Origin of the sequence: Micromonospora sp. NPDC051543 (genome assembly GCF_044454415.1) — a bacterium.
Lineage (GTDB): Bacteria > Actinomycetota > Actinomycetes > Mycobacteriales > Micromonosporaceae > Micromonospora.
The window spans coordinates 204,148-226,544 of the sequence record NZ_JBITDT010000005.1; the positions used below are offsets into that span (position 1 = coordinate 204,148).

20 protein-coding genes and 1 riboswitch are annotated in these 22,397 nt (G+C 72.1%); of the genes, 7 read left to right on the forward strand and 13 right to left on the reverse strand.

What is annotated here, in order from left to right; translation table 11 throughout:
- Positions 1-45 precede the first annotated feature (45 nt).
- The 4 genes from ACIA3K_RS11055 to ACIA3K_RS11070 all read right to left on the reverse strand — a co-directional run bounded on the left by ACIA3K_RS11055 (position 46) and on the right by ACIA3K_RS11070 (position 5,110).
- On the reverse strand, positions 46-834 hold the full coding sequence (locus ACIA3K_RS11055) for an ABC transporter ATP-binding protein (RefSeq protein ID WP_396800524.1): 789 nt from the start codon (positions 832-834) through the stop codon (positions 46-48).
- Positions 831-1,928, reverse strand: a complete 1,098-nt coding sequence (locus tag ACIA3K_RS11060; protein WP_396800525.1) for a FecCD family ABC transporter permease — start codon at positions 1,926-1,928, stop codon at positions 831-833. Before ACIA3K_RS11060 ends, ACIA3K_RS11055 begins: the two co-directional genes overlap by 4 nt.
- Positions 1,929-1,959: 31 nt before the next feature.
- Complete coding sequence (locus tag ACIA3K_RS11065) at positions 1,960-2,889, reverse strand: ABC transporter substrate-binding protein (RefSeq protein ID WP_396800527.1); 930 nt, start codon at positions 2,887-2,889, stop codon at positions 1,960-1,962.
- 110 nt (positions 2,890-2,999) lie between these two features.
- Positions 3,000-3,064: riboswitch (cobalamin riboswitch) on the reverse strand.
- 165 nt (positions 3,065-3,229) lie between these two features.
- Positions 3,230-5,110 (reverse strand): M14 family zinc carboxypeptidase, encoded by a 1,881-nt coding sequence (locus ACIA3K_RS11070; RefSeq protein ID WP_396800529.1) that lies wholly within the window; start codon positions 5,108-5,110, stop codon positions 3,230-3,232.
- Positions 5,111-5,322: 212 nt separating this feature from the next.
- Between ACIA3K_RS11070 and ACIA3K_RS11075 the strand changes: the two genes are divergently transcribed.
- A complete protein-coding gene (locus ACIA3K_RS11075) occupies positions 5,323-6,660 on the forward strand; it encodes a C39 family peptidase (protein WP_396800530.1) in 1,338 nt (445 codons plus the stop codon).
- 93 nt (positions 6,661-6,753) lie between these two features.
- On the opposite strand, the gene ACIA3K_RS11080 is transcribed toward ACIA3K_RS11075, so the two are convergent.
- The 4 genes from ACIA3K_RS11080 to mqnE all read right to left on the reverse strand — a co-directional run bounded on the left by ACIA3K_RS11080 (position 6,754) and on the right by mqnE (position 9,253).
- Positions 6,754-7,227, reverse strand: coding sequence for a hypothetical protein (locus tag ACIA3K_RS11080; protein WP_396800532.1), 474 nt, complete (start codon positions 7,225-7,227; stop codon positions 6,754-6,756).
- A gap of 78 nt (positions 7,228-7,305) precedes the next feature.
- The gene (locus tag ACIA3K_RS11085; protein WP_357133704.1) at positions 7,306-7,584 is read right to left on the reverse strand and encodes a DUF4229 domain-containing protein; all 279 of its coding nucleotides are present in this window, start codon (positions 7,582-7,584) and stop codon (positions 7,306-7,308) included.
- Positions 7,585-7,622: 38 nt separating this feature from the next.
- A complete protein-coding gene (locus tag ACIA3K_RS11090) occupies positions 7,623-8,060 on the reverse strand; it encodes a hypothetical protein (protein ID WP_355048297.1) in 438 nt (145 codons plus the stop codon).
- 23 nt (positions 8,061-8,083) lie between these two features.
- Positions 8,084-9,253 (reverse strand): aminofutalosine synthase MqnE, encoded by a 1,170-nt coding sequence (gene mqnE / locus ACIA3K_RS11095; RefSeq protein WP_396800534.1) that lies wholly within the window; start codon positions 9,251-9,253, stop codon positions 8,084-8,086.
- A 237-nt stretch (positions 9,254-9,490) separates the two neighbouring features.
- On the opposite strand from mqnE, the gene ACIA3K_RS11100 reads away from it, so the two are divergent.
- The 4 genes from ACIA3K_RS11100 (at position 9,491) to ACIA3K_RS11115 (ending at position 15,911) form a co-directional block, all read left to right on the forward strand.
- Positions 9,491-11,044: a C40 family peptidase gene (locus tag ACIA3K_RS11100; protein ID WP_396800535.1), complete on the forward strand. Its 1,554-nt coding sequence runs from the start codon at positions 9,491-9,493 to the stop codon at positions 11,042-11,044.
- A 113-nt stretch (positions 11,045-11,157) separates the two neighbouring features.
- A complete protein-coding gene (locus tag ACIA3K_RS11105) occupies positions 11,158-12,927 on the forward strand; it encodes a hypothetical protein (RefSeq protein WP_396800537.1) in 1,770 nt (589 codons plus the stop codon).
- Positions 12,928-13,196: 269 nt separating this feature from the next.
- Complete coding sequence (locus ACIA3K_RS11110) at positions 13,197-15,182, forward strand: DEAD/DEAH box helicase (protein ID WP_396800539.1); 1,986 nt, start codon at positions 13,197-13,199, stop codon at positions 15,180-15,182.
- A 108-nt stretch (positions 15,183-15,290) separates the two neighbouring features.
- On the forward strand, positions 15,291-15,911 hold the full coding sequence (locus ACIA3K_RS11115; RefSeq protein WP_396800819.1) for a putative glycolipid-binding domain-containing protein: 621 nt from the start codon (positions 15,291-15,293) through the stop codon (positions 15,909-15,911).
- 13 nt (positions 15,912-15,924) lie between these two features.
- On the opposite strand, the gene ACIA3K_RS11120 is transcribed toward ACIA3K_RS11115, so the two are convergent.
- The gene (locus tag ACIA3K_RS11120) at positions 15,925-17,016 is read right to left on the reverse strand and encodes a PLP-dependent cysteine synthase family protein (protein WP_396800541.1); all 1,092 of its coding nucleotides are present in this window, start codon (positions 17,014-17,016) and stop codon (positions 15,925-15,927) included.
- Positions 17,017-17,037: 21 nt separating this feature from the next.
- On the reverse strand, positions 17,038-17,496 hold the full coding sequence (locus ACIA3K_RS11125) for an Lrp/AsnC family transcriptional regulator (RefSeq protein ID WP_396800542.1): 459 nt from the start codon (positions 17,494-17,496) through the stop codon (positions 17,038-17,040).
- Positions 17,497-17,765: 269 nt separating this feature from the next.
- On the opposite strand from ACIA3K_RS11125, the gene ACIA3K_RS11130 reads away from it, so the two are divergent.
- Positions 17,766-18,032 carry a BldC family transcriptional regulator gene (locus tag ACIA3K_RS11130; RefSeq protein WP_007454516.1) on the forward strand — a complete coding sequence of 89 codons (267 nt, stop codon included), beginning with the start codon at positions 17,766-17,768 and terminating at the stop codon, positions 18,030-18,032.
- A gap of 71 nt (positions 18,033-18,103) precedes the next feature.
- On the opposite strand, the gene ACIA3K_RS11135 is transcribed toward ACIA3K_RS11130, so the two are convergent.
- The gene (locus ACIA3K_RS11135; RefSeq protein ID WP_396800544.1) at positions 18,104-18,733 is read right to left on the reverse strand and encodes a UbiX family flavin prenyltransferase; all 630 of its coding nucleotides are present in this window, start codon (positions 18,731-18,733) and stop codon (positions 18,104-18,106) included.
- 160 nt (positions 18,734-18,893) lie between these two features.
- On the opposite strand from ACIA3K_RS11135, the gene ACIA3K_RS11140 reads away from it, so the two are divergent.
- The gene (locus ACIA3K_RS11140) at positions 18,894-19,862 is read left to right on the forward strand and encodes a terpene synthase (protein ID WP_396800545.1); all 969 of its coding nucleotides are present in this window, start codon (positions 18,894-18,896) and stop codon (positions 19,860-19,862) included.
- On the opposite strand, the gene mqnP is transcribed toward ACIA3K_RS11140, so the two are convergent.
- Complete coding sequence (gene mqnP / locus ACIA3K_RS11145; protein WP_396800546.1) at positions 19,859-20,833, reverse strand: menaquinone biosynthesis prenyltransferase MqnP; 975 nt, start codon at positions 20,831-20,833, stop codon at positions 19,859-19,861. The two genes, ACIA3K_RS11140 and mqnP, sit on opposite strands and share 4 nt — an antisense overlap.
- Positions 20,833-22,290 (reverse strand): menaquinone biosynthesis decarboxylase, encoded by a 1,458-nt coding sequence (locus ACIA3K_RS11150; RefSeq protein WP_396800548.1) that lies wholly within the window; start codon positions 22,288-22,290, stop codon positions 20,833-20,835. The genes mqnP and ACIA3K_RS11150 overlap by 1 nt, the downstream gene beginning before the upstream one ends.
- Positions 22,291-22,397: the final 107 nt, after the last annotated feature.

Genomic DNA, 22,397 nt, shown 5'->3' on the forward strand with positions numbered 1-22,397 from the left:
CCCTTGTGTCACGACAGAAAGTGCAAGATCGCGGGGGAAGGCGGGTCAGGCACCAGGGCGGACGGGGACCACCAGGGGGCCGTTGGTGCCGGGGAGCACCCGGACGCTCGCCCGGTAGTGGGTGGCGAGGAGGTGTTCGGTCAGCACCTCGTGCGGCGTGCCGGTCGCCACCACCCGACCCTCGGCGAGCATGACCATCCGGTCGGCGTACTCGCCCGCGAGGGAGAGGTCGTGCATGGTGGCGAGCACCGTCAGGCCGTGTGCCCGGCGCAACTGGTCGACCAGTTCCAGGACCTCCTGCTGATGGCCGATGTCCAACGCGCTGGTCGGCTCGTCGAGTAGCAGCAGCGTCGCGCCCTGGGCGAGCGCCCGGGCCAGGAAGACCCGCTGTCGCTCGCCCCCGGACAGGGTGGCCAACTCGCGGCGGTGGAAGCCGCCGAGGTCCAGGCGGTCCAGCACGTCGTGGACGGCGGTCACGTCGGCGGCCGACTCCCGACCGAGCGGCGGGATGTACGGGGTGCGCCCGAGCAGCACGTAGTCCAGGACGGACATGCCGGGCGGTACGACCGGGGACTGCGTCACCGTCGCCACCACCCGGGCCCGTTCGCGGCGGCGCAGCGCGCCGCTCGGTGTACCGAAGAGGGAGATGGCGTCCGGCGCGGGCAGCAGGCCGCCGACGGCACGCAACAGGGTCGACTTGCCGGCGCCGTTCGGGCCGATCACGGTGACCCACTCGCCGACGGCGACGGTGAGGTCGACGCCGGTCAGGATCGGCGTGCCGTCCAGGCTGACGTGCAGCTCGCGGACCTCGACGGCCGGCGCACCCGCGCTCACGTGAGCACCCGGCGGGCGGTCCGCAGCACGAGGACGAAGAACGGGCCGCCGAGCAGGGCGGTGACCACGCCGATGGGTACCTCGGCCGGGGCGGCGGCGGTACGGGCGACCACGTCGGTCAGGGCCAGGAACGCAGCGCCGAACAGCAGCGACAGCGGCAGGATCACCCGGTAGCTCGACCCGGCGAGCAGCCGGACGGTGTGCGGCACGATGATGCCGACGAAGCCGATGAGGCCGGTCGCCGAGACCGCCGCGGCGGTGCCCAGGGACGCGGCGGCGATCAGCAGGTAGCGGGAGCGCTGCGGGTGCAGGCCGAGGCTCGTCGCCTCGTCGTCGCCGAGCGCGAGGACGTCCAGCTCGCGGCGGTGCAGCAGCACCACGACCGTGGTCACGGCGGCGTACGGCAGCACCAGCAGCACGTCGTGCCAGCCCGCCGTGGCCAGCCGTCCCAGCAGCCAGGAGTAGACCGGCTGGATGCTGTCCGCGTGGCGCTGGAGCAGGTACGTCTGCCCGGCGGAGAGGAACGCCGAGACCGCGACCCCGGCCAGGATCAGCATCGCCGGTGACCGGCTCCGCCCGCCGGCCGCGCCGAGCAGGTAGGTCATCGTCACGGCGAGCAGCGAACCGACGAACGCGGCCAGCGGGATGGTCAACGGCAGCCCGGAGATCGCGCCCTGCCGACCGACGCCGCCGAGGGCGATCACCGCGGTGACCGCGAGGCCCGCGCCGGCGGCCACCCCGAGCAGGTACGGGTCGGCCAACGGGTTGCGGAAGACGCCCTGGTAGCAGCCACCGGCGAGGGCGAGCAGCCCGCCGACGAGCAGGCCCAGCACGACCCGTGGCAGCCGCAGCTCGGTGACGATGGCGATTTCCCGCTCGTTCAGTCCACTGTCGAGGTGCACACCGGGGATCAGGTTGAGCAGCTCGGCGGCGACGCTGCCCGGTGGCAGGCTGACCGGTCCGAGCGACACCCCGGCGACGAGCGCGACGAGCACCGCGAGGACACCGATGACCAGCCAGCGCGCACGCAGCCCGGCGGGCCGGGACGCGCGAGGCGTACCGGCCGGCCGGGTGGCGGGTGCTCCAGAGGTCATCTGCGACGTTCTGGTCACGGACGGACCACGGTCACGCGGGCACCTTGGCGACCGCGTCGATGATCGTCCGGAGCAGGTCGACGACGCGCGGACCCCAGCGGGACGCGATGTCGTCGTCCAACGTCACGACCTGGTTGTTCTTGACGGCGGTGAGCCCGGCCCAGCCGCTGCGGGCCTTGACCGAGTCGCCGTTCTGCTGGCAGCACTTGGAGTCGGCCAGGAAGACGAAGTCCGGGTCGGCCTTGACGATGACCTCCTGCGACAGCTGCGGGTAGCCGCCGTTCTTGCCGTCGGCGTCGGCCGGGTCGGCGATGTTGGTCAGGCCGACGAGGCTGTAGATCGAGCCGATGAAGGTCTTGCTGGTCGCGCTGTACAGCTCCGGGCCCAGCTCGTGGTAGTAGGTGAGCTTGTCGGTGCGCTGCGGCAGGTCCTTGACCAGCTTGGCGATGTCGTCCTTCATCCGCTTGGCGACGTCGGCGGCCTGGTCGGCGTGCCCGGTCAGGGAGCCCAGGTCGGTGATCTGCTGGTAAGAGTCGTCGAGCGTGGTCGCCGCCGGGGTCAGGTACACCGGGATCTTCAACTTGCCGAGCTGGTCGACGATCTTGTTGGTGTCGTTGGAGAGCACCACCAGGTCGGGGTTCTTGCCGGCGATCGCCTCGGCGTTCGGCTGGAAGCCGGACAGGTCGCTCTTGGGCGCCTCAGCCGGGTAGTTGGACTGGTCGTCGACGGCGCTCACCTGCGAGCCGGCGCCGATGGCGAAGAGCATCTCGGTGGCGCTGGGCGAGAGCGACACGATCTTCTCGGGACGCTTGTCGAGCGTGAGCGTGCCGACCGTCACCGGGTAGCTGGCGGCCGCGGTGCCGGCGGCCGGCTTGTCGTCGGTCTTCTCCGCGCACGCGCCGAGGGCGAGCGCGGCGACCGCGAGGGTCGCGGCGAAGAGCCGAGGGGTACGTCTGAACATGGGGCCTCCTGTCGGTCGAGGAGTGTGGTGCTTCGCCGACAGGACTTCGGTACGCCCGCCCACGAGGCGCCCTTCCTCGAGAGCGCGTGTCGCGACCCCTCCGCAGGCGACCTGGCTCGTCCCCGCCGTCGGGCGGGGCATCACAGTTGCGGGACAGCGCCGGTTTCACACCGGCTTCGCTGCGGATTGGTCGCTAAGACGGTAGCGCACCGCCGGGACGTGCCGGATCGATCAACGACCGATCGACGTACGACGATCAGGAGTGGGGCCTTTGCCCCGGAATGGGAGGCTCGGGAGTGGGTGGTGGGGCCCCGCAGGGGCGGTACGGGGCCCCACCCGATCAGGAGGCCGTGATGGTGACGTTGTCCACAGCCGCCTCCACCAGGCTCGCGCCGGACGCGTCCGCCGCCTCGACGAGGATGCGGACGGACTGCCCGGCGTACGGGCTCAGGTTGAGGTTCGCCACCGCCCAGCTCCCGTTACGGTTGCTGGCCGCGCCGGCCTGGGTGAGCAGGGCGGTGGTGCCGCCGCTGTGCACCACGCTCACCCGCAGGTAGTCGGCCGAGGACGCGTTCGAGCCGTGCGCCAGGTACCAGGCCAGCGAGAGCGTCAACGTGCCGGACGACGGCAACGTCACCGCCGGGGACCGGGCGCTCGTCACACCGCCGTCGACGTCGTAGTCACCGGCCGCCGAACCGGCGAGCCGGCCGGTGACCAGGTCGTTCGAGCCGGCGTACGGGGCGAGCTGCTTCGCCCCGGACGAGGTGGTCGCCTGGGCGGCGCCCACCTCGAACGCCCCGAGCGTCGCGGTGTCGGTGCCGGACGGGTTGATCGTCCAGCCGGTGGCCGTCTCGAAGGTGTCCGACCAGACCGTGGTGCCCCCACCGCCGCCGCAGTACTGCGACTGCTTGCCGATGGCCCGGTACGGGCAGTCGGCGTACTCGCTGAGCATGAGTACCGCCTCGCGGTTACGGGTGGTCTGCGCGGGGATCACCTCGTCGGGCGGGTAGAAGCCGCCACCGCTGGCGGAGCCCGGGTACATCTCGAAGGTGTACGCCCAGATGCCGTGGGTGGCCCACATCCAGTCGATGCTGGTGCCGTCGGCGATGTAGAGATCGCTGGACTGCTCCGGCGTGTAGCTGTTGGTGGCCGCCATCTGCTGACCGATGGTGGCGAAGGTGTTGTACTGGTCCGCGCTCATCCCGGACGGGTTGTTCGCCGTGGTGTAGCCGAAGGGCCAGAGCACCAGCTGCGAGTACGTGTGGAAGTCGATGTTGGCCTTGATCTGCTGGACGCCACCGACGACGCGGCTGTTGACGAAGTTGCGCAGCGCCTGCGTCTCCGGCGCGGAGAACGCCGACGGCCCCCGGTACGTCTCCGACGAGGTGGTGCCGGACGAGCCACCGCAGCAGCCCCACTGGTAGGACCAGTTGCGGTTCAGGTCGGTGCCGACGTTCGACGAGCCGCTGTTGGGCTGGCGGTTCTTGCGCCAGGACCGGTACGACCCGGTGGCGATGTCGTACTCGCTGCCGTCCGGGTTGACCGTCGGCACGATCCAGATCTCCCGGCTGTTGACGAGGTTGGTGATCCGGGAGTCGCTGCCGTAGCTGTCGGTGAAGAGGTTGAGCAGGTAGATCGCCATCTCGACGGTCAGGTGCTCGCGGGCGTGCTGCTGGGCGTTGAACAGGATCTCCGGTTCACTCTCGTCGGTGCCGACGTTGTCGGAGATCTTCACGGCCATCAGGTCGCGGCCCTCGTACGACGTACCAATGCTGATCTTGCGGGCGATGGCCGGGTGGTCGGCGACGGCCTGGTTCACGACGGCGGTCAGTTCCGCGTAGTCGTGGTAGTTGGAGTCGGCGGGCGGGAACGCCAGCGTGCCCACCTCGCCCGCGCCGCGTTCGGTGCTCGGTGGCGGAGCGAGCGGTTCCAGCCGGTAGCCGAGCTTGCCGATGGCGGCGGCCTCGGCGGCGGTGGCCGAGACGTGCAGGACGCCGTGCTCGGAGTAGTCGATGGCGGCCCCGGTGCGGGCCACCGCGTTGCGGTCGGCGAGGGTCCGGGGCCCGAGTACCCGGTAGCCGGCGGCGGCGGCCGACTCGGTGGTCCGATCCGGCGCCGGTTGGGCGGCGACCGGTCCGGCGGCGACGGTGACGATTCCCAGTCCGGTGACGACGGCGAGCACCAGGACGCGGCGGAGAGAGTGAGGTGGGCGGAGGGCCATGGACTACCTCCTAGAAGGGCGGAAGATCCCGCTCGGTGATGCACACTTCACCATCAGTCACATGGTCATCTCAATATCGATCGCCGCGAAATCCATCCCAGGTTGACCATCGCTGCGGCAATGATTTTCTACCGCTGAACATCTGGCGAAACTTCCCTCCAAGCGGAAAACTGACCAGCGACGATGCCCCCACTCGACACCGCGGAGCACCCATGGCCCCCTCCCGCCTGCACGCGGCCGCCCTCGCCGGCGTCAGCGCGCTCACCCTGCTCGCCACCGCGGCCCCCGCCGCGGCGGCCCGGCCACCCGCACCCGCCCACGACGAGCAGATCACCTTCCAGGACTGGTCCGGGCCCGCCGACTGGCACCGGGGCAGCCAGGCCGGCACCCGCGTCGTGCCCGGCCCGCGCGCCGGCGTCACCCTGGCCCGCCCGACCGGCACCACCGAGTACGCCGACCCGCACACCGGCACCACCCGCACCTGGGAGTACGGCACCTGGACCTCACCCGTGACCCGGATCGGGTTCGACGCCACCGAACTGATCGCCTCCTGGAACGCGGAGACCCCCGCCGGCACCTGGATCCAGGTGGAGATGCAGGGCGGCTACACCAGCGGCGACCAGACCCCCTGGTACGTCCTGGGCCGCTGGGCCTCCGGCGACACCGACATCAGGCGGACCAGCGTCGACGGGCAGGGCGATCCCTGGTCGACGGTCTGGACCGACACCTTCAGCATCGACGACGCCGACGCCGGGGTGCTGCTGCGGTCGTACCAGCTGCGGCTGACTCTCTACCGGACGCCGGGGCAGACCGCCGCCCCGGTGGTACGGATGCTCGGCGCGATGAGCTCCGCCGTGCCGGACCGGTTCACCGTGCCGCCGAGCGCCGGGCACATCGCCTGGGGCGTCGAGCTGCCGGTGCCCCGCTACTCGCAGAACGTCCACAAGGGGCACTACCCCGAGTACGACGGCGGTGGTGAGGCCTGGTGCTCGCCCACCTCCACGGAGATGGTCGTCGAGTACTGGGGGCGCAAGCCGTCGGCCGCCGACACGTCCTGGGTGGACCCGACCTACCCCGACCCGACCGTCAACCACGCCGCCCGGATGACCTTCGACTACGCGTACGACGGCGCGGGCAACTGGCCGTTCAACACCGCGTACGCGGCCAGCTTCCCCGGCCTGGAGGGTCGGGTCACCCGGCTGCACTCCCTGGACGAGCTGGAGCGTTTCATCGCCGCCGGCATCCCCGTCGTGACCAGCCAGTCCTTCCTCGCCAGTGAGCTGGACGGGGCGAACTACGGCACCTCGGGGCACCTCTTCGTGGTGGTCGGCTTCACCGCCGACGGCGACGTGATCGTCAACGACCCGGCCTCGTCCAGCAACGACGTCGTCCGCAACGTCTACAAGCGCACCCAGTTCGAGCAGATCTGGCTGCGTACCAAGCGCACCAACGCCAGCGGCGGAGTCTCCGGCGGCTCCGGCGGCGTCGCCTACCTCATCAAGCCCGAGTCCAAGCCCTGGCCCAAGGTCCCCGGCTCCACCAACTGGTAAAACCCGTCCATCCGGCCCGACTGAGCGCGGTTGATCAAGAGGTTTGCGTCACTGGATGCCACTCTGGTGACGCAAACCTCTTGATCACGCTTCTCAGGTGCGGTCGGCTGGGTCGGGGAGGGTCTCGGTTGGGGCGCGGCGGCGGCGGATCTTCCAGGCGAGGAAGAGCACCCAGGCGACGGCGGCCACCACACCGGCGAGGGTCAGGGCGGTGACTAGCAGCCAGGTGGAACCGCCGGCGGCGGCGAAGACGCCCTTGCGCGCGCCGGTGTCCAGTGCGGGGGCCGTCTCGCCCGTCGACAGGGTGTCCGGGGCGTCGTAGAGGATCACGTCCGCCCGCTTGGCACCTTCGTCGGCCACGAAGTCGCCGTGCCAGGTGCAGCTACGGCGGGAGCACTCCTTAGAGACGGCCGTGAAGGTGCCCGCGGTGCCACCACCGCCCTTGGCCTGCCAGGCCGGTCCGAGGTCACCAGCGCCCAGCACCAGACCGATGCCGGCGATGACAGGCAGGCCGATCCAGACGAACAGCTTGGCCCGCCAGTCGTTGATCTTGTTGAAGATTTCCACGGCGGGAGACACTAACGGCAAGCAGCCGCTCCCGCCGCCCCGTTTTGACGGGTCCCGCGCGGCGCGCGTCCGCAGGCCCTACGGCTGCCGCCGCTCACCCTCGTCGGACTGCTCGTCCTCGCCGGCCAGGGCGGAGCGGAGACGCTCCTTCTCCGCCTTGCGACGGGCCGTGGCCTCGGCCATCTCGTGAGCCATCTCGTCGCGCCAGCCGCGCAGCAGGAAGAAGGAGAGCGCGGCGGAGAACGCCAGCGCCAGGATCAGCTTCAGGAAGATGTCCACGTCGACCAGCCAGAGGGCCGCCAGTACGGCGACGAACAGCCCGATCCGGCCCAGCGTGTACTTGAGCGCCGCGCTCACCTCATGCACTCCTTCTCCGCGCCCGGTGGGCGGGTCATTCAGCCCGTCCGGCGGGCCAGCCAACGGACGCCGGGAAACCAGATCGTCGCGTACGCCACGGTGAACGCCGCCGCCGCCAACGCGCCGGACAGCAGCGGCGCCAACCCCGCGCCCAGCCCGGCGACCAGCAGCCCCACGAACACCGCGACCGCCGCCGCGACGAGCGCCGCCACCACCCGGGCGGCCCCGAACCCCCAGGCGCGGAAATCGTCCCAGAACAGCCAGGCCGGCAGGATCACCGCGAGCCAGCCGTTGGTGTGCCCGAAGTCGGCGGCGCCGAACGAGGCGAACGCCCACTCGAACAGCACGAGCGCCAGCACACCGATGACCAGGCCGGCCAGGCACACCCCGAGCAGGTCGCCCAGCGTACGGACTCGTCCCTCGGCGTCCCGTCGGGGAAAGCCGCCCTGCTGCTCGGCGCTGCGCTGCTCGGTCATCGACTGCGAGGGTACGTGGTGTCTCAGGCCCAGACCTGCTGCGGCTCGGCGCGGCGCTCGGCCAGCGACGGCGCCCTGTCGTACTCCCGGACGACGTTGTAGCGGGTGTCCCGCTCGACCGGCTGGAAGCCGGCGTCCCAGATCAGGTGCAGCAGGTCGTCGCGGTGCATGGTGTTCGGGGTGCCGTACGAGTCGGCGTCGTGGGTGATCTTGTATTCGACCACCGAGCCGTCCAGGTCGTCCACGCCGAAGTTCAGCGAGAGCTGGGCCACCGACAGGCCGTGCATCACCCAGAAGTTCTTCAGGTGCGGCACGTTGTCGAACAGCAGCCGGGACACGGCGAACGTCTTCAGCGACTCGGCCGGCGAAGCCATCGTCGTCCGCGCCTGGATCCGGTTACGGATCTTGCCGTCCGCCGAGTCGACGAAGTCGTGCTGGTAGCGCAGCGGGATGAAGACCGCGAAACCGCCGGTCTCGTCCTGCAACTCCCGCAGGCGCAGCACGTGGTCGACGCGGTGCCGGGGCTCCTCGATGTGGCCGTACAGCATGGTCGCCGGGGTCTTCATGCCCTTCGAGTGGGCCAGGGCGTGGATGCGCGACCAGTCCTCCCAGTGGCACTCGTGGTCGACGATGTGCTGGCGGACCTCCCAGTCGAAGATCTCCGCACCGCCACCGGTCAGCGACTCCAGGCCGGCGTCCATCAGCTCGTCGAGAATCTCGTCGGCGCTCAGGCCGCTGATCTTCTCGAACCACTGCACCTCGGTCGCGGTGAAGCACTTGAGCTTGACGTTCGGCAGCGCCGCCTTCAGCTCGCGCAGCACCTTCGGGTAGTAGCGCCACGGCAGCGTCGGGTGCAGGCCGTTGACGATGTGCAGCTCGGTGAGCCGCTCATCCTCCATCTCCTTGGCCTTGCGGACCGCCTCGTCGATGCGCATCGTGTACGCGTCCTTCTCGCCCGGCTTGCGCTGGAACGAGCAGTACGCGCAGGACGCCGAGCAGACGTTCGTCAGGTTGAGGTGCCGGTTGACGTTGAACATCACCCGTTCACCGTTCAACTCGGTGCGCCGGTGGTGCGCGAGCCGCCCCAACCAGGTCAGGTCGTCGCTCTCGTAGAGGGCGACGCCGTCCTCCCGGGTCAGCCGCTCACCGGCGTACACCTTCGCTTCGAGCTCACGCTTGAGTCCGGCGTCCATGGCACGTCCCTTCCACCTGCGGTCTTTCCCGAGGGTACGTCGGGGTCCGGGCGGACCGGGCGGCACGGTCGGCCGGAGCGATCCGGTTCACCGGACTCTCAGCCTCTCGTAACCTGCCGACGCATCGACATCGCTGCCGCTGTGCGGTAAGACAAGGTGGGGCGGAACTCACACACTGGTACCGTCCCGACGGTCGCGCCCACCGAGCGCGACGACGAGCACCGGACGGGGAGCGGAATGGTCGACAGCGGGCGCGGGCGACGGCAGCGACGACGGAGCCCGGTGATCTCGCCGGTGCTGCGGCCGAAGCTCTGGGCCGCCCTGCTCGGCGCGATCGCCGCCGCCGTGCTGGCCACCCCCGCGTACGCCGAGCCCACCATGCCCTCGACCGTGCCGGACACCGGCTCGCGTCCGCCGGCCATCGGCGCCCCGCAGGTGCCCGGCAGCCCGCCCGTCGGCGGCATCCCGGCTCCCCCGGTCAACCTCGGCAACGGCCCGCTGGCCGCCCAGATCGCCGCCGCCGAGAGCCAGGTCGGCCTGCTCGGCGACCAGCTACTGCTGACCCGGCAGAAACGTACCGACGCGCAGGCACAGCTCGTCGCGGCCGGCAAGGTGCTGGCGACCACGCAGGACGCCCTCCTCCGCGCCCAGCAGGCAGCCGACTCCGCAGCCTCGGATGCGGTCAAGGCGGCCGCCGCCCTGCCGCCGGGTGACTTCGTCGACGACATCCAGGGGCTGAGCCGGCTCCAGCGCATCAACCGCGGCGAGAAGGTCGAGGGCGCCACCACCGCCGTAACCGGCGAGTTGGCGCGGGCCCGGGCCAGCGAGCAGGACGCCTACCAGAAACACGCCGCGGCCAAGGCGGCCGTCGACGCCGCCGAGGCGGAGTTCGCCACCGGCGAGAACGCCCTGCGCACCGCCGAGACCAGCCTGCTCAAGCTCCGCAAGGACAACGCCGCGCAGCTGATCCTGCTCGAACGACAGCAGGAGGCCGCCGAGCAGCAGTTCGGATCCGGGTACGTCGCCGGCCAGAGCACCAGCGGCATGTCCGCGCACCCGCGGGCGCTGGCCGCCGTCCGGTACGCGCTCGCCCAGCTCGGTGACCCGTACAAGTGGTCCGAGGAGGGGCCGGACCAGTTCGACTGTTCGGGGCTGATGTGGGCCGCGTACCGCTCGCCGGGCGCCGACTACTTCGACCTGCCCCGGGTCTCCCGCGACCAGTACGCCGCCACCCGGGCCCGCACCGTACGGCCCACCGAGGCGCTCCCCGGCGACCTGATGTTCTTCGCCTCCGGCAGCAGCTACACCACGATCCACCACGTCACCATGTACATCGGCAACGGCAAGATGGTGCAGGCGCCCACGACCGGCGACGTGGTCAAGGTCTCGACGGTCAACTGGTCCCGGCTCTACGCCGTCACCCGGGTGATCGGGGCGGTGCCGACCCCGAGCGTGCCCCTTCCGCCCGTGGTGCCGCCCGCCACCACCAAGCCGACGCCGCCCGCGAAGCCGACGCCCACCCCCAAGCCGACGCCCACCGGCAAGCCGACCACCAAGCCGACGCCCACGCCGACCGGATCGGGGACGCCGAAGCCCACCGGCACGCCGACCGGTACGCCGAAGCCGACCGACAGCGGCTCGCCGACCCCGACGGACAGCCCGACCAACACGCCGACGACGCTGCCGCCGCCCCCCACCACCGCGCCGGCCAGCTCATCGGCCTCCGCCGCCAGCACGCCGTCCACCAGCCGGAGCGGGACGACCAGCGACAGCCCGAGCGCGGGACGCTGATCCGCCACCCGGGGCTCCGGCTGTCCGCCCGGGACGATCTGTGGCACGGTGACAACCAGGCACACCCGGTCCGATGTCGCGGGCCGGGTGCGAGCGTGGCGCGGAGGGCGGAGATGGCCGAGCAGAGTGATCCGGCGGAGAGTGTCGACGTCGGCCGGGCCGCGAGGCTGACGACCGCAGATCCGGCGACCGCAGACCAGGCGACCGCTGATCCGACGACCGACACCGGCTCGCCGGGCGGTGCTCCCAGCGCCACGCTGAGCAGCGCCGACCGGGACGCCGCGCCCACCGACGCCGCGGCGCGGGACGGGAACGCCACGCTCGACGGCGAGACCGGCGACGGGGTCGCGGAGCCCGGCGGAAAGGCCGTCGGCACGTACGACGCGACTGCCGGGGACGACGCCGCAGGCGACCCCCTCGACGACGTCGCCACGCACGGCGGCGGGGCGGAGGGCGAGCCGTCGGAGAATGCCGCCGCCGAGCCGGCCGCCGCCCCGGTGCGGGCGCGAGCCAGCGTCGCGACAGCCCACCCCCGCCCCGATGATCTTCCGGTGAGCGCTCCCGCCACCGCGACCACCTACCGGGCGGCCGGCTCGGCCAGCACACTGCCCGCACAGCGGGACAGCTCGCCCGCACCGGCATCGGCCGACGCCTCGACCGCCCCGGCGCGCGCCAGCGCGACGGCGTCGGTGACCGCCAGCGCCACCACGCCGACCAGCGCCACCGCCACGGGCCAGACGCCGCCGCAGGCCACCGCCACGGGCCCAACGCCAGCGCCCGCCCCCGCCACCGGCCGGACGCCGGCACAGGCCACCGCCACCGCCACCGGCCCGACGCCGACGCCGACGCAGGCCACCGGCCCGACGCCGGCGCGGGCCAGCGCCACGGTCCCCGGCAGCAGCCGCGTCGCGGCCGGCGGCGAGGCCGCGCCGGAGCCCCGGGCGAGCACGTCCGCCGTCTACCGGTCGGGACCGGTGAATCCCGAACCGCCCGAGCCGGCGCAACCTCCGGAGCCGGCGCAGCCACCCGCGCGTCCGGCCCCGGAACCGACACCGCCCGGGCCGGGCGAGCCGGAGCCCGCACCGAGCCCGGGGCCGTACCCGCCCGGTCCGACACCGACGCCGGGCCCCTTCCCCACGCCCCGACCCGACCCGGTGCCGCCGGTTCCGGGACCGCCCGTGCCACCACCCTCGCCGGTTCCGCCGGTACCGGGGCCGCCGACGCCACCCGTCCCCGGGCCGCCGATGCCGCCGCCCGGCCCGCCGGTGCCCGCGCCACCGCTGCCGCCCGGGCCGATGCCGGCGCCACCGTTTCCGCCGCCACCGGCGACGATCGGCACGCCAGGCGCACCCACCATGGGGTCGGTCTCCGCGCCGCCGGCCACCTTCCCCGGATGGACCGCCGCGCCGCCCGCCCCGGCCAGCGCCTGGGCCGGGGCACCCGTATCGGCCCCGCCGGTGGTTCCCGCGCCCGCGCTGCCGACGTGGCCGCCGTCCACCACCACCCCCCTGACCGGCGGTACGGACCACCGGACGACCACCCCGCACGGCGGGCCCGAGCGGCGAAGCACGACGGCCGGTGGTCGTACCGGAACCCGTGCCGGCGGCGCCGACCAGGCGGGCACCGTCTACGCCAGCGGCGACGGGCCGGGTTTCACCACGATCGCCCTACCGGCGAACGCGGCGGTGGAGAATTCCGGCTCGCTGACCGGGCACATCCTCGCCCAGGGCTGGTCGGACACTCCGGCCGAACGCTCCCGGAACACCCGCGTGGTGATCGTCCTGATCGCCGCGTTGGGGCTCCTGATCGGGATCAGCGTGCTGGTGGTCCTGCTCGCCAACAACGCCCTGGACGGCCTGATGGGCGGCATGCTGAACGGCTGATCGACAGCACGGCTGGGAGGGTGAGTCCGCCCACTACGGTCGGTCATCCGGCTGGCGACTCCGCCGAATCGCCGTACACTGGTCAGGATCACTGACCTGGCGCGCCCGATGTGCGCCCATGGGCGATCTTGCGGGCGATCCGGCGGCACAGCCGCGGCAGGCCATCGCGAAGATGCGCCCCGCTTGAAGGGCATTTTTTGACCACCTCTGCTGACCCCAGCATCGTTCCGTCCGTTTTCGATTCCGCCCCGGCGGCGGTCGACGCCCCCGTGACGTCTGACGCCCCCGAGACGCCCGACGCCGTTCCGGCCGAGACCGCCGAGTCGATCGACTTCGCCGGTCTGGGCCTGCCCGAGCCGCTGGTTCGCGCTCTGGCACGACAGGGCATCACCGCCCCCTTCCCGATCCAGCAGGCCACCGTCCCCGACGCCCTCGCCGGCCGGGACGTGCTCGGCCGTGGGCAGACCGGGTCGGGTAAGACCCTCGCCTTCGGCCTCCCGCTGCTGGCCCGGGTCGCCGCCGGGCGTCCGGCGCGTCCCCTGCGGCCGCGCGCCCTGGTCCTGGTACCGACCCGCGAGTTGGCCATGCAGGTCAACGACGCGCTCCTGCCGTTGGGCAAGGCGCTCAACGTGTTCCTGAAGACCGCCGTCGGCGGTGTTCCGTACGACCGCCAGATCGACGCGCTCCGCCGTGGTGTGGAGATCATCGTGGCGACCCCGGGGCGGCTCGGCGACCTGATCGAGCGGGGTGTCTGCCAGCTCGACGATGTCGAGGTGACGGTGCTCGACGAGGCCGACCAGATGGCCGACATGGGCTTCCTTCCCGAGGTGACCGAGCTGCTGGCGAAGACGCCGGCCGGCGGTCAGCGCCTGCTCTTCTCCGCCACCCTGGACGGCGACGTCGACGCGCTGGTCAAGCGCTTCATGAACGACCCGGTGACCCACTCCACCGCGCCGTCCACCGCCTCGGTCTCCACCATGGACCACCACGTGCTGCTGATCCCGCCGCACGACAAGTTCCCGGTGGCCGCCTCGATCGCGGCACGGGACGGGCGGACCATGGTGTTCGCGCGTACGCAGATGGGCGTCGACCGGCTGGTCGAGCAGCTGGCCGCGGTCGGCGTGCGGGCCGGTGGTCTGCACGGCGGCAAGACCCAGCGGATGCGGACCAAGACCCTCGCCGAGTTCCGCGAGGGTCGGATGAACGTCCTGGTCGCCACCGACGTGGCGGCCCGGGGCATCCACGTCGACGGGGTCACGCTGGTGCTGCACGTCGACCCGCCGAAGGACCCGAAGGACTACCTGCACCGCGCCGGTCGTACCGCCCGGGCGGGCGAGTCCGGCGCGGTCGCCACGCTGGTGCTGCCCAAGCAGCGTCGTACCACCCTCGCGATGATGGAGAAGGCCGGCGTCGCGCCGGCCGAGACCCGCGTCCGGGTCGGTGACCCGGTGTTGGCGGAGCTGATCGGCGCCCGCGAGCCCAGCGGCGTTCCGGTTCGCGTCGAGGCGGAGCCGCGCGGCTTCGGTGACCGCTCCGGCGGTGGACGACGCTTCGACGACCGCTCCGGCGGCCCGCGCCGGTTCGGCGACCGCCCGCAGGGCGAGCGCCGCTACAGCGACCGGCCCACCGGCGAACGCCGCTACGGCGACCGGCCCCAGGGCGACCGGCAGTACAGCGACCGGCAGTACGGCGACCGCCCGCAGGGCGAGCGTCGCTACGGCGACCGGCCCACCGGCGAGCGCCGCTACGGCGACCGCCCGCAGGGCGACCGGCAGTACGGCGACCGTCCCCAGGGCGAGCGCCGCTACAGCGACCGGCCCACCGGCGAACGCCGCTACGGCGACCGGGACAGTCGTGGCTACGGCGACCGCCCGCAGACCGACCGGGGTGACCGCCCGGCCGGCGAGCGCCGCTTCGGCGACCGTCCCCAGGGCGACCGGCAGTACAGCGACCGCCCGCAGGGCGACCGGCAGTACGGCGACCGTCCCCAGGGCGAGCGGCGCTACGGCGACCGGCCCACCGGCGAGCGCCGCTTCGGCGACCGCCCGCAGGGTGACCGGCAGTACGGTGACCGGCCGACCGGCGAGCGGCGCTACGGCGACCGCCCGCAGGCCGACCGGGGTGACCGGAGTGAGCGGCGCTTCGCGGACCGCGACAGCCGGGGTGGCTACCGCTCCGAGGGCCGTGGTCGGGATGACCGGCCGCGTGACGATCGGCGGGGTTTCGGCGGGCGGCCGCCGGCGCGTACCCACTGATCTTCTGATTTAAGCCGAACGCCGTCGCGGAGCTTGCGCTCCGCGGCGGCGTTCGCGCATGCGCTGCCGACGGCGTCCGGGTCGCGTAACGTCCGGCTCATGGCGACCATGACCAAGTCGATCTTCTGGTCCCGGACGGACACCGCCGGCAGCGAACATGCCCTGCTCGACGACGGCGAGGCGTTGTCGGCGCGCGGCACCGTGCTCGCCGTCGATCCGATTCCGTTCACCGCCCGCTACCGACTGACGACCGCGCCCGACGGGAGCACCGCCCGGGTCGAGGTCGAGGCCGAGGGGTCGGGTTGGCTTCGGCGCGTGACCCTGGAGCGGGCCACGTCCCGGTGGCGGGTGACCACCGCCGAGCAGGGCGACCTGGACGCCGCGCTGGTCGGGGCCGGACACCCGCGAGCCGGCCTGCCCGGCACCGACGACCCGGATCGCCTCGCCGACGCCCTCGACGTCGATCTGAGTGGCTCGCCGCTGTTCAACGCCCTTCCGGTACGCCGGCTCGGGCTGACCGGCGGACCGGCCGACATGCCGCGTCGGATCACGGTCGCGTGGGTGCTGCTGCCGGGCCTGGAGGTGGTGGCGGCCGAGCAGATCTACACCGGGCTCGGTCCGGGCCGGGTACGGTTCGCCAGCGGCACCTTCACGGCCGACATCGACCTGGACGCCGACGGGTACGTGGTGCGCTATCCCGGCCTGGCCGAACGGATCGACCCCCGCTGAAGGCGCACCCCGCTCAGGCGGGCCAGTCCCCGCTGCTCAGGAAGCGTTCGACGGTCGCGGCGTGCGGCGTCAGGTCGAGGCCCTGGGCGGCGACCCAGTCGTCGGAGTAGTACGTGTCGGCGTACCGGTCACCGGCGTCGCAGATCAGGCTGACCACCGAGCCGGTCCGCCCCTCGGCCAGCATGCCGGCGATGAGGCTGAACGCGCCCCACAGGTTGGTGCCGGTGGAGCCGCCCACCCGACGACCGAGCACCGTCGAGCCGGCGCGCATGGCGGCCAGCGAGGCCGCGTCCGGCACCTGGACCATCCGGTCCACGACCGACGGCAGGAAGGACGCCTCGACGGTGGGCCGGCCGATCCCCTCGATGCGGGAGCCCTTGCCGGTGCGTACGGACCAGTCGGCGGCCACCCAGGCGGGGTAGAAGGCGGAGTTCTCCGGGTCCACGACACAGAGCTTGGTGGCCAGGCGGCGGTAGCGGGCGTACCGGCCGATGGTGGCGCTGGTGCCGCCGGTGCCGGCGCCGACCACGATCCAGGCCGGGATGGGGTGTCGTTCCAGTTCCAACTGCGCGTAGATCGACTCGGCGATGTTGTTGTTGCCTCGCCAGTCGGTGGCCCGCTCGGCGTACGTGAACTGGTCCATGAAGTGGCCGCCGGAGTCCTCGGCCAGCCAGCGGGCCTCGACCACCACGCTCGCCGGGTCGTCCACCAGGTGGCACCGGCCGCCCTGGAACTCGATCTGCGCGATCTTCTCGGGCGAGGTGGAGGCGGGCATCACGGCGATGAACGGCAGGCCGAGCATGCGGGCGAAGTACGCCTCGGAGACCGCCGTGGAGCCCGAGGACGCCTCGACGATCGTGGTCTGCGGCCCGATCCAGCCGTTGCACAGGCCGTAGAGGAACAGCGAGCGGGCCAGCCGGTGCTTCAGCGAGCCGGTCGGGTGGGACGACTCGTCCTTGAGGTAGAGGTCGATCCCCCACGCCCGGGGCAGCGGGAAGGGCAGCAGGTGGGTGTCGGCCGAGCGGTTGGCGTCGGCCTCGACGGCGGCGATCGCCTCGGTCACCCAGCTACGGCTGGCCTCGTCGCACCGGTCGAGATGAGTCACGCCGGAAACCTAGCAACCAGCTCAGGTGGGCTGCTGACCGACCGCCTGGGGGCGGTTCTCCCACTTGGTGGAGAGGGCGATGGCGGTGCGCGTGGAGGCGACCCCGGGGGTCCGGTTGAGCCGCACGATGAGCTGCTCCAGCTCGGCGATCGTGCCGACCCGGGCCTTGAGCAGGAACGACTCGACGCCCGCCATGAAGTAGCAGGACTCGATCTCGGGCAGCACCCGCAGCGACTCCAGCATGTCGTCGGAGTCCGCGCCGGAGTCCTCGACGATGCCGATCAGCGCGGTGACACCCAGCCCGATCGCCTCGGGCGCCACGTCCGCGCGGTAGCCCAGCACCACGCCGCTGCTCTCCAGCTTGCCGACGCGTTCGTGCACGGCCGGGGCGGAGAGGCCCACCTGCCGGGCCAGCTCGGCGTACGACAGGCGGGCGTTGCCGCGCAGCAGGTCGACGAGGCTCAGGTCGATGGCGTCCACGGAGAGTGACCTTAACGCGTTGGGCGTAACGCGAGGCCTTCGGCATCCGTTGGTCAGAACAGTGAGTAACTGTTCATAAACTGACGGTCTAGGTAGGGGTTGCACCAGTACCATTTACTAACTTCCCAGTCAGTGCATTTTTCGCGTTTGGCGGACAGGCCAGGTCCCTGGTGCTGTAATTGCCATACGTCCCTCATGACGGCTCTGGGCTCGCACCAGCCGGGGGCAGTGTGTTCAGCCAGGGGCTTCGTCGACGCGAGGAGGGGGCTGTGGACACTGGAGATCGCCTGCTGACACCGGGTGAGGTCGCCGCGCTGTTTCGGGTAGACCCGAAGACTGTGACGAGATGGGCGGCGGCCGGCCGGATAGGAAGCATCCGGACTCCAGGCGGGCATCGCCGGTTTCGGGAATCCGAGGTGCGAGCCCTGCTTGAGGGGGAGGGCATGCTGGACGAGGTGGACGAGGTCGGAAAGCCACGCAACGTGGGTCCGGCCGCCTCCACCGGGCCGGGTCCGGCCAACGCCGGCATGTACTGAACTGGTGCGGACAATGTCAGGCGGACCGGACACCCGTCCGGTCCGCACACCACTGGAACCCAGTTGACGGTTCAGCTCCGGGCCGCGCCGAGTTGGCCGGACCACCGGCGGAACAGGGTGTGTGGCACGCCGAGCGCGTCCAGCACCTTGCCGGCCACGAAGTCGACCAGTTGCTGGGCGCTGGCCGCCGCGCCCGCGCCGTAGAAGCCGGGGCTGGCCGGCAGCACGACCGCGCCGGCGTCGTGCAACGCGATCAGGTGCTCCAGGTGGCTACGGGTCACCGGGGTCTCCCGGGGCACCACCACGACCGGTCGGCGCTCCTTCAGGTTGACCTCTGCGGCCCGCTGCAGCAGGTCCTTGGAGAGCCCGATCGCGATGCCGGCGCAGGCCGCGGTGCTGGCGGGTACGACGGCCATTCCGCGTACCCGGTAGGAACCGCTGCTGGGTCCGGCGGCCAGGTCGCCGGCCGGCCAGTGGCGTACGTCCGTTCCGGTCAGGTCCCGGCCCAGCCAGGCCGCGAGGTCCTCGGCCCAGTGCGCGTCGCGGAACGGGCGCCCGGTCTCGTCCAGCAGGGTGAGCCGTGCCGCCCGGGACACGATGAGGTCCACCGGCTCGCCCGCGTCGAGCAGCCCGCCGACGACGGCCGCCGCGTACGGCGTACCGGAGGCACCGGAGACACCGACCACCCATGGTTCCCGCATGCCCCCAGCCTGCCTGGTCGACGCCGCGCGCCGCTGGGCACCCCACGATCCGCCGCGCCGCAGCCGTCCGACTTGTCCGGCCGGGTAGGTGGTCGTCCCGGCGACCTGCGATGCTGCCGATGGCGATTCGCACCGGGAGCAGTTCGCACGGGAGGCATCGGTGACGACCGGCGAGGTCCTCTGGGCGCTGCGCGCCGAGTGCCCGATCCCACCCCGACTCTCGCCGCACGCCGACCGGGTCCAGCAGTGGCTCGTCGGCATCCTGCCTGAGCTGGGCCTGCCGCTGGACAACGACGCGCTGCACCGGCTGGCCCGGGGCGGCTTCGCCCGGTACGCGGGGCGGCTCTACCCGGATGCCAGCGAGGCCGACCTGCGGGTGCTGACGGCCCTCTTCACCTGGTTCTTCCTCGTCGACGACGCCTGCGACGGCCCGCACCGGCTCAGCCCGGTGCAGATCCGGGCGCTGCGCGACGGGACGTTGGCGCTGCTGCACGATGGTCCGCGCCTCCGGCATGGTGGGTTGACCGGGCCGCTGCGGCGACTGCTGGTGCTGGCCTGGCGGGAACCGCGCAGGCGGATGCCGTCCCGGTGGCGGCTGCGCTTCGCCGACGCGGTGGGCCGGCACCTCGACGGCACCTGGCGGGAGGCGGCCAACAAGGAGGCCGCCGTCCGACTCGGCGTGGACGAGTACGTCGAGCTGCGGCGGGCCACCTCGGCGGCGGAGGTGTCGTATCCGCTGGTGGAGTTCGTCGGCGGCCGGCCCCTGCCCGATCCGGTCTACCACCATCCGCTGCTGCGCGAGATCGCCCGTACCGGCAACGACCTGCTCTCCTGGTACAACGACCTGGCCTCGCTGGAGAAGGACCGGGCCACCTCGGGCGGGCACAACCTGGTCCTGGCGACACAGGCCGAGTGGGGCGTGTCGTCGGACGAGGCGGTACGGCGGGTGGCCGAGCGCTGGCGCGAGTCGATGCGGCGGTTCGTGGCGCTCCGCGCCGCCGTGCCGTCGTTCGGGCCGGCGTTGGACGAGGCCGTCACCGACCATCTCGACGGGGTCGCGTACGCCGTGCGCGGCACCATCGACTGGACCCTGGAGAGCGGCCGCTACCCGACGGCCGCTAGACGCTAGGGCCGCAGGTCGAGGCGGATCACCAGGTCGAGCAGGGCGAAGACGAACAGCGCGATGCCGACGAACCCGTTGGCGGTGAAGAACGCCCGGTTGACCTTGCTGAGGTCGGTCGGGCTGACCACCAGGTGCTGGTAGGCGAACGCCACCGCGGTCAGCGCCAGGCCGACCCACCACAGCCAACCGAACCCGATCAGCGCCCCGAACCACACGAACAGCCCGAAGGTCACCACGTGCGCGAGCGTGGAGGCGTGCAGCGCGAAGCGGCGACCATACCGGGCGGGCACGCTGTGCACGCCGATCCGCTGGTCGATCTCGGAGTCCTGGCAGGCGTAGATCAGGTCGAAGCCGCCGATCCAGAGCCCGACCGCCGCGCCGAGCACCCAGGCCGGCCCGGAGCCGTCCAGGGTGCCGGTGACCGCGAGCCAGGCCCCGACCGGGCCGACCGCCTGGGCGATGGCGAGGATGGCGTGCGGCCAGTTGGTGAACCGCTTGCCGTACGGGTAGACGACCAGCGGCACCACGGCGAGCGGCGCGAGCACCAGGCAGAGCGGGTTGAGCAGCGCGGCGGCGGCGAGGAACACCACGAGCGCGACGGCCGCGCCGGTCCAGGCCGTCCGCACGCTCACCGCCCCGGTGACCAGTTCCCGTCCAGCGGTACGCGGGTTCCGCGCGTCGATCCGGCGGTCGAGGATGCGGTTGGCGGCCATCGCGAACGTCCGCGCCCCGACCATCGCCACGGTGATCAGCAGCAGGTCGAGCCAGCGAACCCGCCCCCCGGAGACCTGCATGGCGGTCAGCGCGGACAGGTACGCGAACGGAAGCGCGAACACCGAGTGCTCGATCGCGACAAGATCCAGGAAGGCGCGCACCCTCCCCCGCGATCTTGCACTTTCTGCTGGGACAGATGGGGAGGAAGGGCGCGAATCGTCGACAGAAAGTGCAAGATCGCGAGGGGTGTCGGGGGTCGTCATCAGATCCCGTACTCCTTCCAGCGCTTGTCGACCAGGGCGGTGACCTCGGGGGCCATGGTCATCTCCTCCGGCCAGCCACGGGTGTAGCCCTCTGCCGGCAGCTTGCGGGTCGCGTCCACGCCCACCTTGCCACCCCAGAACTGCTGGTACGACGAGTGGTCGAGGTGGTCCACCGGGCCCTCGGTGAGCAGCAGGTCCCGCGCGTAGTCGACGTTGCCGAAGGCGCGGAAGGCCACCTCGTTGTAGTCGTGCACGTCGCAGTCCTCGTCGACGATCACGATGAGCTTGGTGAGCGACATGAGGTGCGCACCCCAGATCGCGTTCATGACCTTCTGCGCGTGCTTCGGGTAGCGCTTGCGGATCGACACGATCGCGCAGTTGTGGAACACCCCGGCGGCCGGCAGGTCGTAGTCGACGATGTCCGGGATCAGCAGCTTGAGCAGCGGCTGGAAGATCCGCTCGGTGGCCTTGCCGAGGCCGTGGTCCTCCTGCGGCGGCTTCGAGGTGACGATCGAGTGGTAGACCGGATTCCGCTGCATGGTCATGGCCTCGATGTGCAGCACCGGGAACGGCTCGACCGGCGTATAGAAGCCGGTGTGGTCGCCGAACGGCCCCTCGGGCAGCCGCTCGCCGGGCTCCAGGTAGCCCTCCAGCACGATCTGGGCGTGCGCCGGCACCTGCAACGGCACGGTGAGGCAGTCGACCATCTCCACCCGCTCGCCGCGCAGGAACCCCGCGAACAGGTACTCGTCGATGTCGCTGGGCAGCGGCGCGCTGGCCGCGTACGAGACGACGGGGTCGCAGCCGATCGCGACCGCGACCGGCAGGCGCTGCCCGAGTCGTTCGGCGACCGCGTGGTGGGCGGTGGAGTCCTTGTGGATCTGCCAGTGCATGCCGAGGGTGTTGCGGCCGTGCTGCTGAAGCCGGTAGAGGCCCAGGTTGCGCTTGCCGGTCTCCGGGTGCTTGGTGTGCGTCAGCCCGTAGTTGTGGAAGATCCCGCCGTCGCCGGGCCACACCTGCAACCCCGGCAGCCGGTCCAGGTCGACGTCATCGCCCCGGTAGACGATCTCCTGGCAGGGCGCGGTCTTGACCTTGCGCGGGGGCACCGACTTGAGCTGCATGACCTTGCCCAGGCCCTCGCGGATGCCGGACCAGCCGACCGGCAGCTCCGGCTTGATCAGCGCGCCGATCCGCGCGCCGACCTCGTCCAGCGAGTCGACGCCGAGGGCCATCGCCATCCGCTTCTCGGTGCCGAAGAGGTTGATCGCCACCGGCATCTCACCACGGGTGGGGTGCTCGAACAGCAGGGCCGGCCCGCCGGCGCGCACCGTGCGGGTGACCACCTCGCTGATCTCCAGGGTCGGGTCGACGGGGACGTCGACGCGACGCAGCTCCCCCGCGCGCTCCAGCGCCGCGAGGAAGTCCTTGAGGTCGGTGTACGGGAAGCCACGAGCCATGTCGCCCAGTCTCCCGCACCGGGTGCGGCACGGCCCACGCCGGGTGCTGTGACACCCGCGACGGCGCATCCCACTCGGCGAGCCCCGACGAGGCCCGGCGTTGATCC

Coding starts and splice junctions, on each gene's coding strand:
- ACIA3K_RS11060 (WP_396800525.1), bottom strand. CDS start 1,928: ATGACCTCTGGAGCACCCGCCACCCGGCCGGCCGGTACGCCTCGCGCG.
- ACIA3K_RS11065 (WP_396800527.1), bottom strand. CDS start 2,889: ATGTTCAGACGTACCCCTCGGCTCTTCGCCGCGACCCTCGCGGTCGCC.
- ACIA3K_RS11070 (WP_396800529.1), bottom strand. CDS start 5,110: ATGGCCCTCCGCCCACCTCACTCTCTCCGCCGCGTCCTGGTGCTCGCC.
- ACIA3K_RS11075 (WP_396800530.1), top strand. CDS start 5,323: ATGGCCCCCTCCCGCCTGCACGCGGCCGCCCTCGCCGGCGTCAGCGCG.
- ACIA3K_RS11090 (WP_355048297.1), bottom strand. CDS start 8,060: ATGACCGAGCAGCGCAGCGCCGAGCAGCAGGGCGGCTTTCCCCGACGG.
- mqnE (WP_396800534.1), bottom strand. CDS start 9,253: ATGGACGCCGGACTCAAGCGTGAGCTCGAAGCGAAGGTGTACGCCGGT.
- ACIA3K_RS11100 (WP_396800535.1), top strand. CDS start 9,491: ATGGTCGACAGCGGGCGCGGGCGACGGCAGCGACGACGGAGCCCGGTG.
- ACIA3K_RS11105 (WP_396800537.1), top strand. CDS start 11,158: ATGGCCGAGCAGAGTGATCCGGCGGAGAGTGTCGACGTCGGCCGGGCC.
- ACIA3K_RS11115 (WP_396800819.1), top strand. CDS start 15,291: ATGACCAAGTCGATCTTCTGGTCCCGGACGGACACCGCCGGCAGCGAA.
- ACIA3K_RS11135 (WP_396800544.1), bottom strand. CDS start 18,733: ATGCGGGAACCATGGGTGGTCGGTGTCTCCGGTGCCTCCGGTACGCCG.
- mqnP (WP_396800546.1), bottom strand. CDS start 20,833: ATGACGACCCCCGACACCCCTCGCGATCTTGCACTTTCTGTCGACGAT.
- ACIA3K_RS11150 (WP_396800548.1), bottom strand. CDS start 22,290: ATGGCTCGTGGCTTCCCGTACACCGACCTCAAGGACTTCCTCGCGGCG.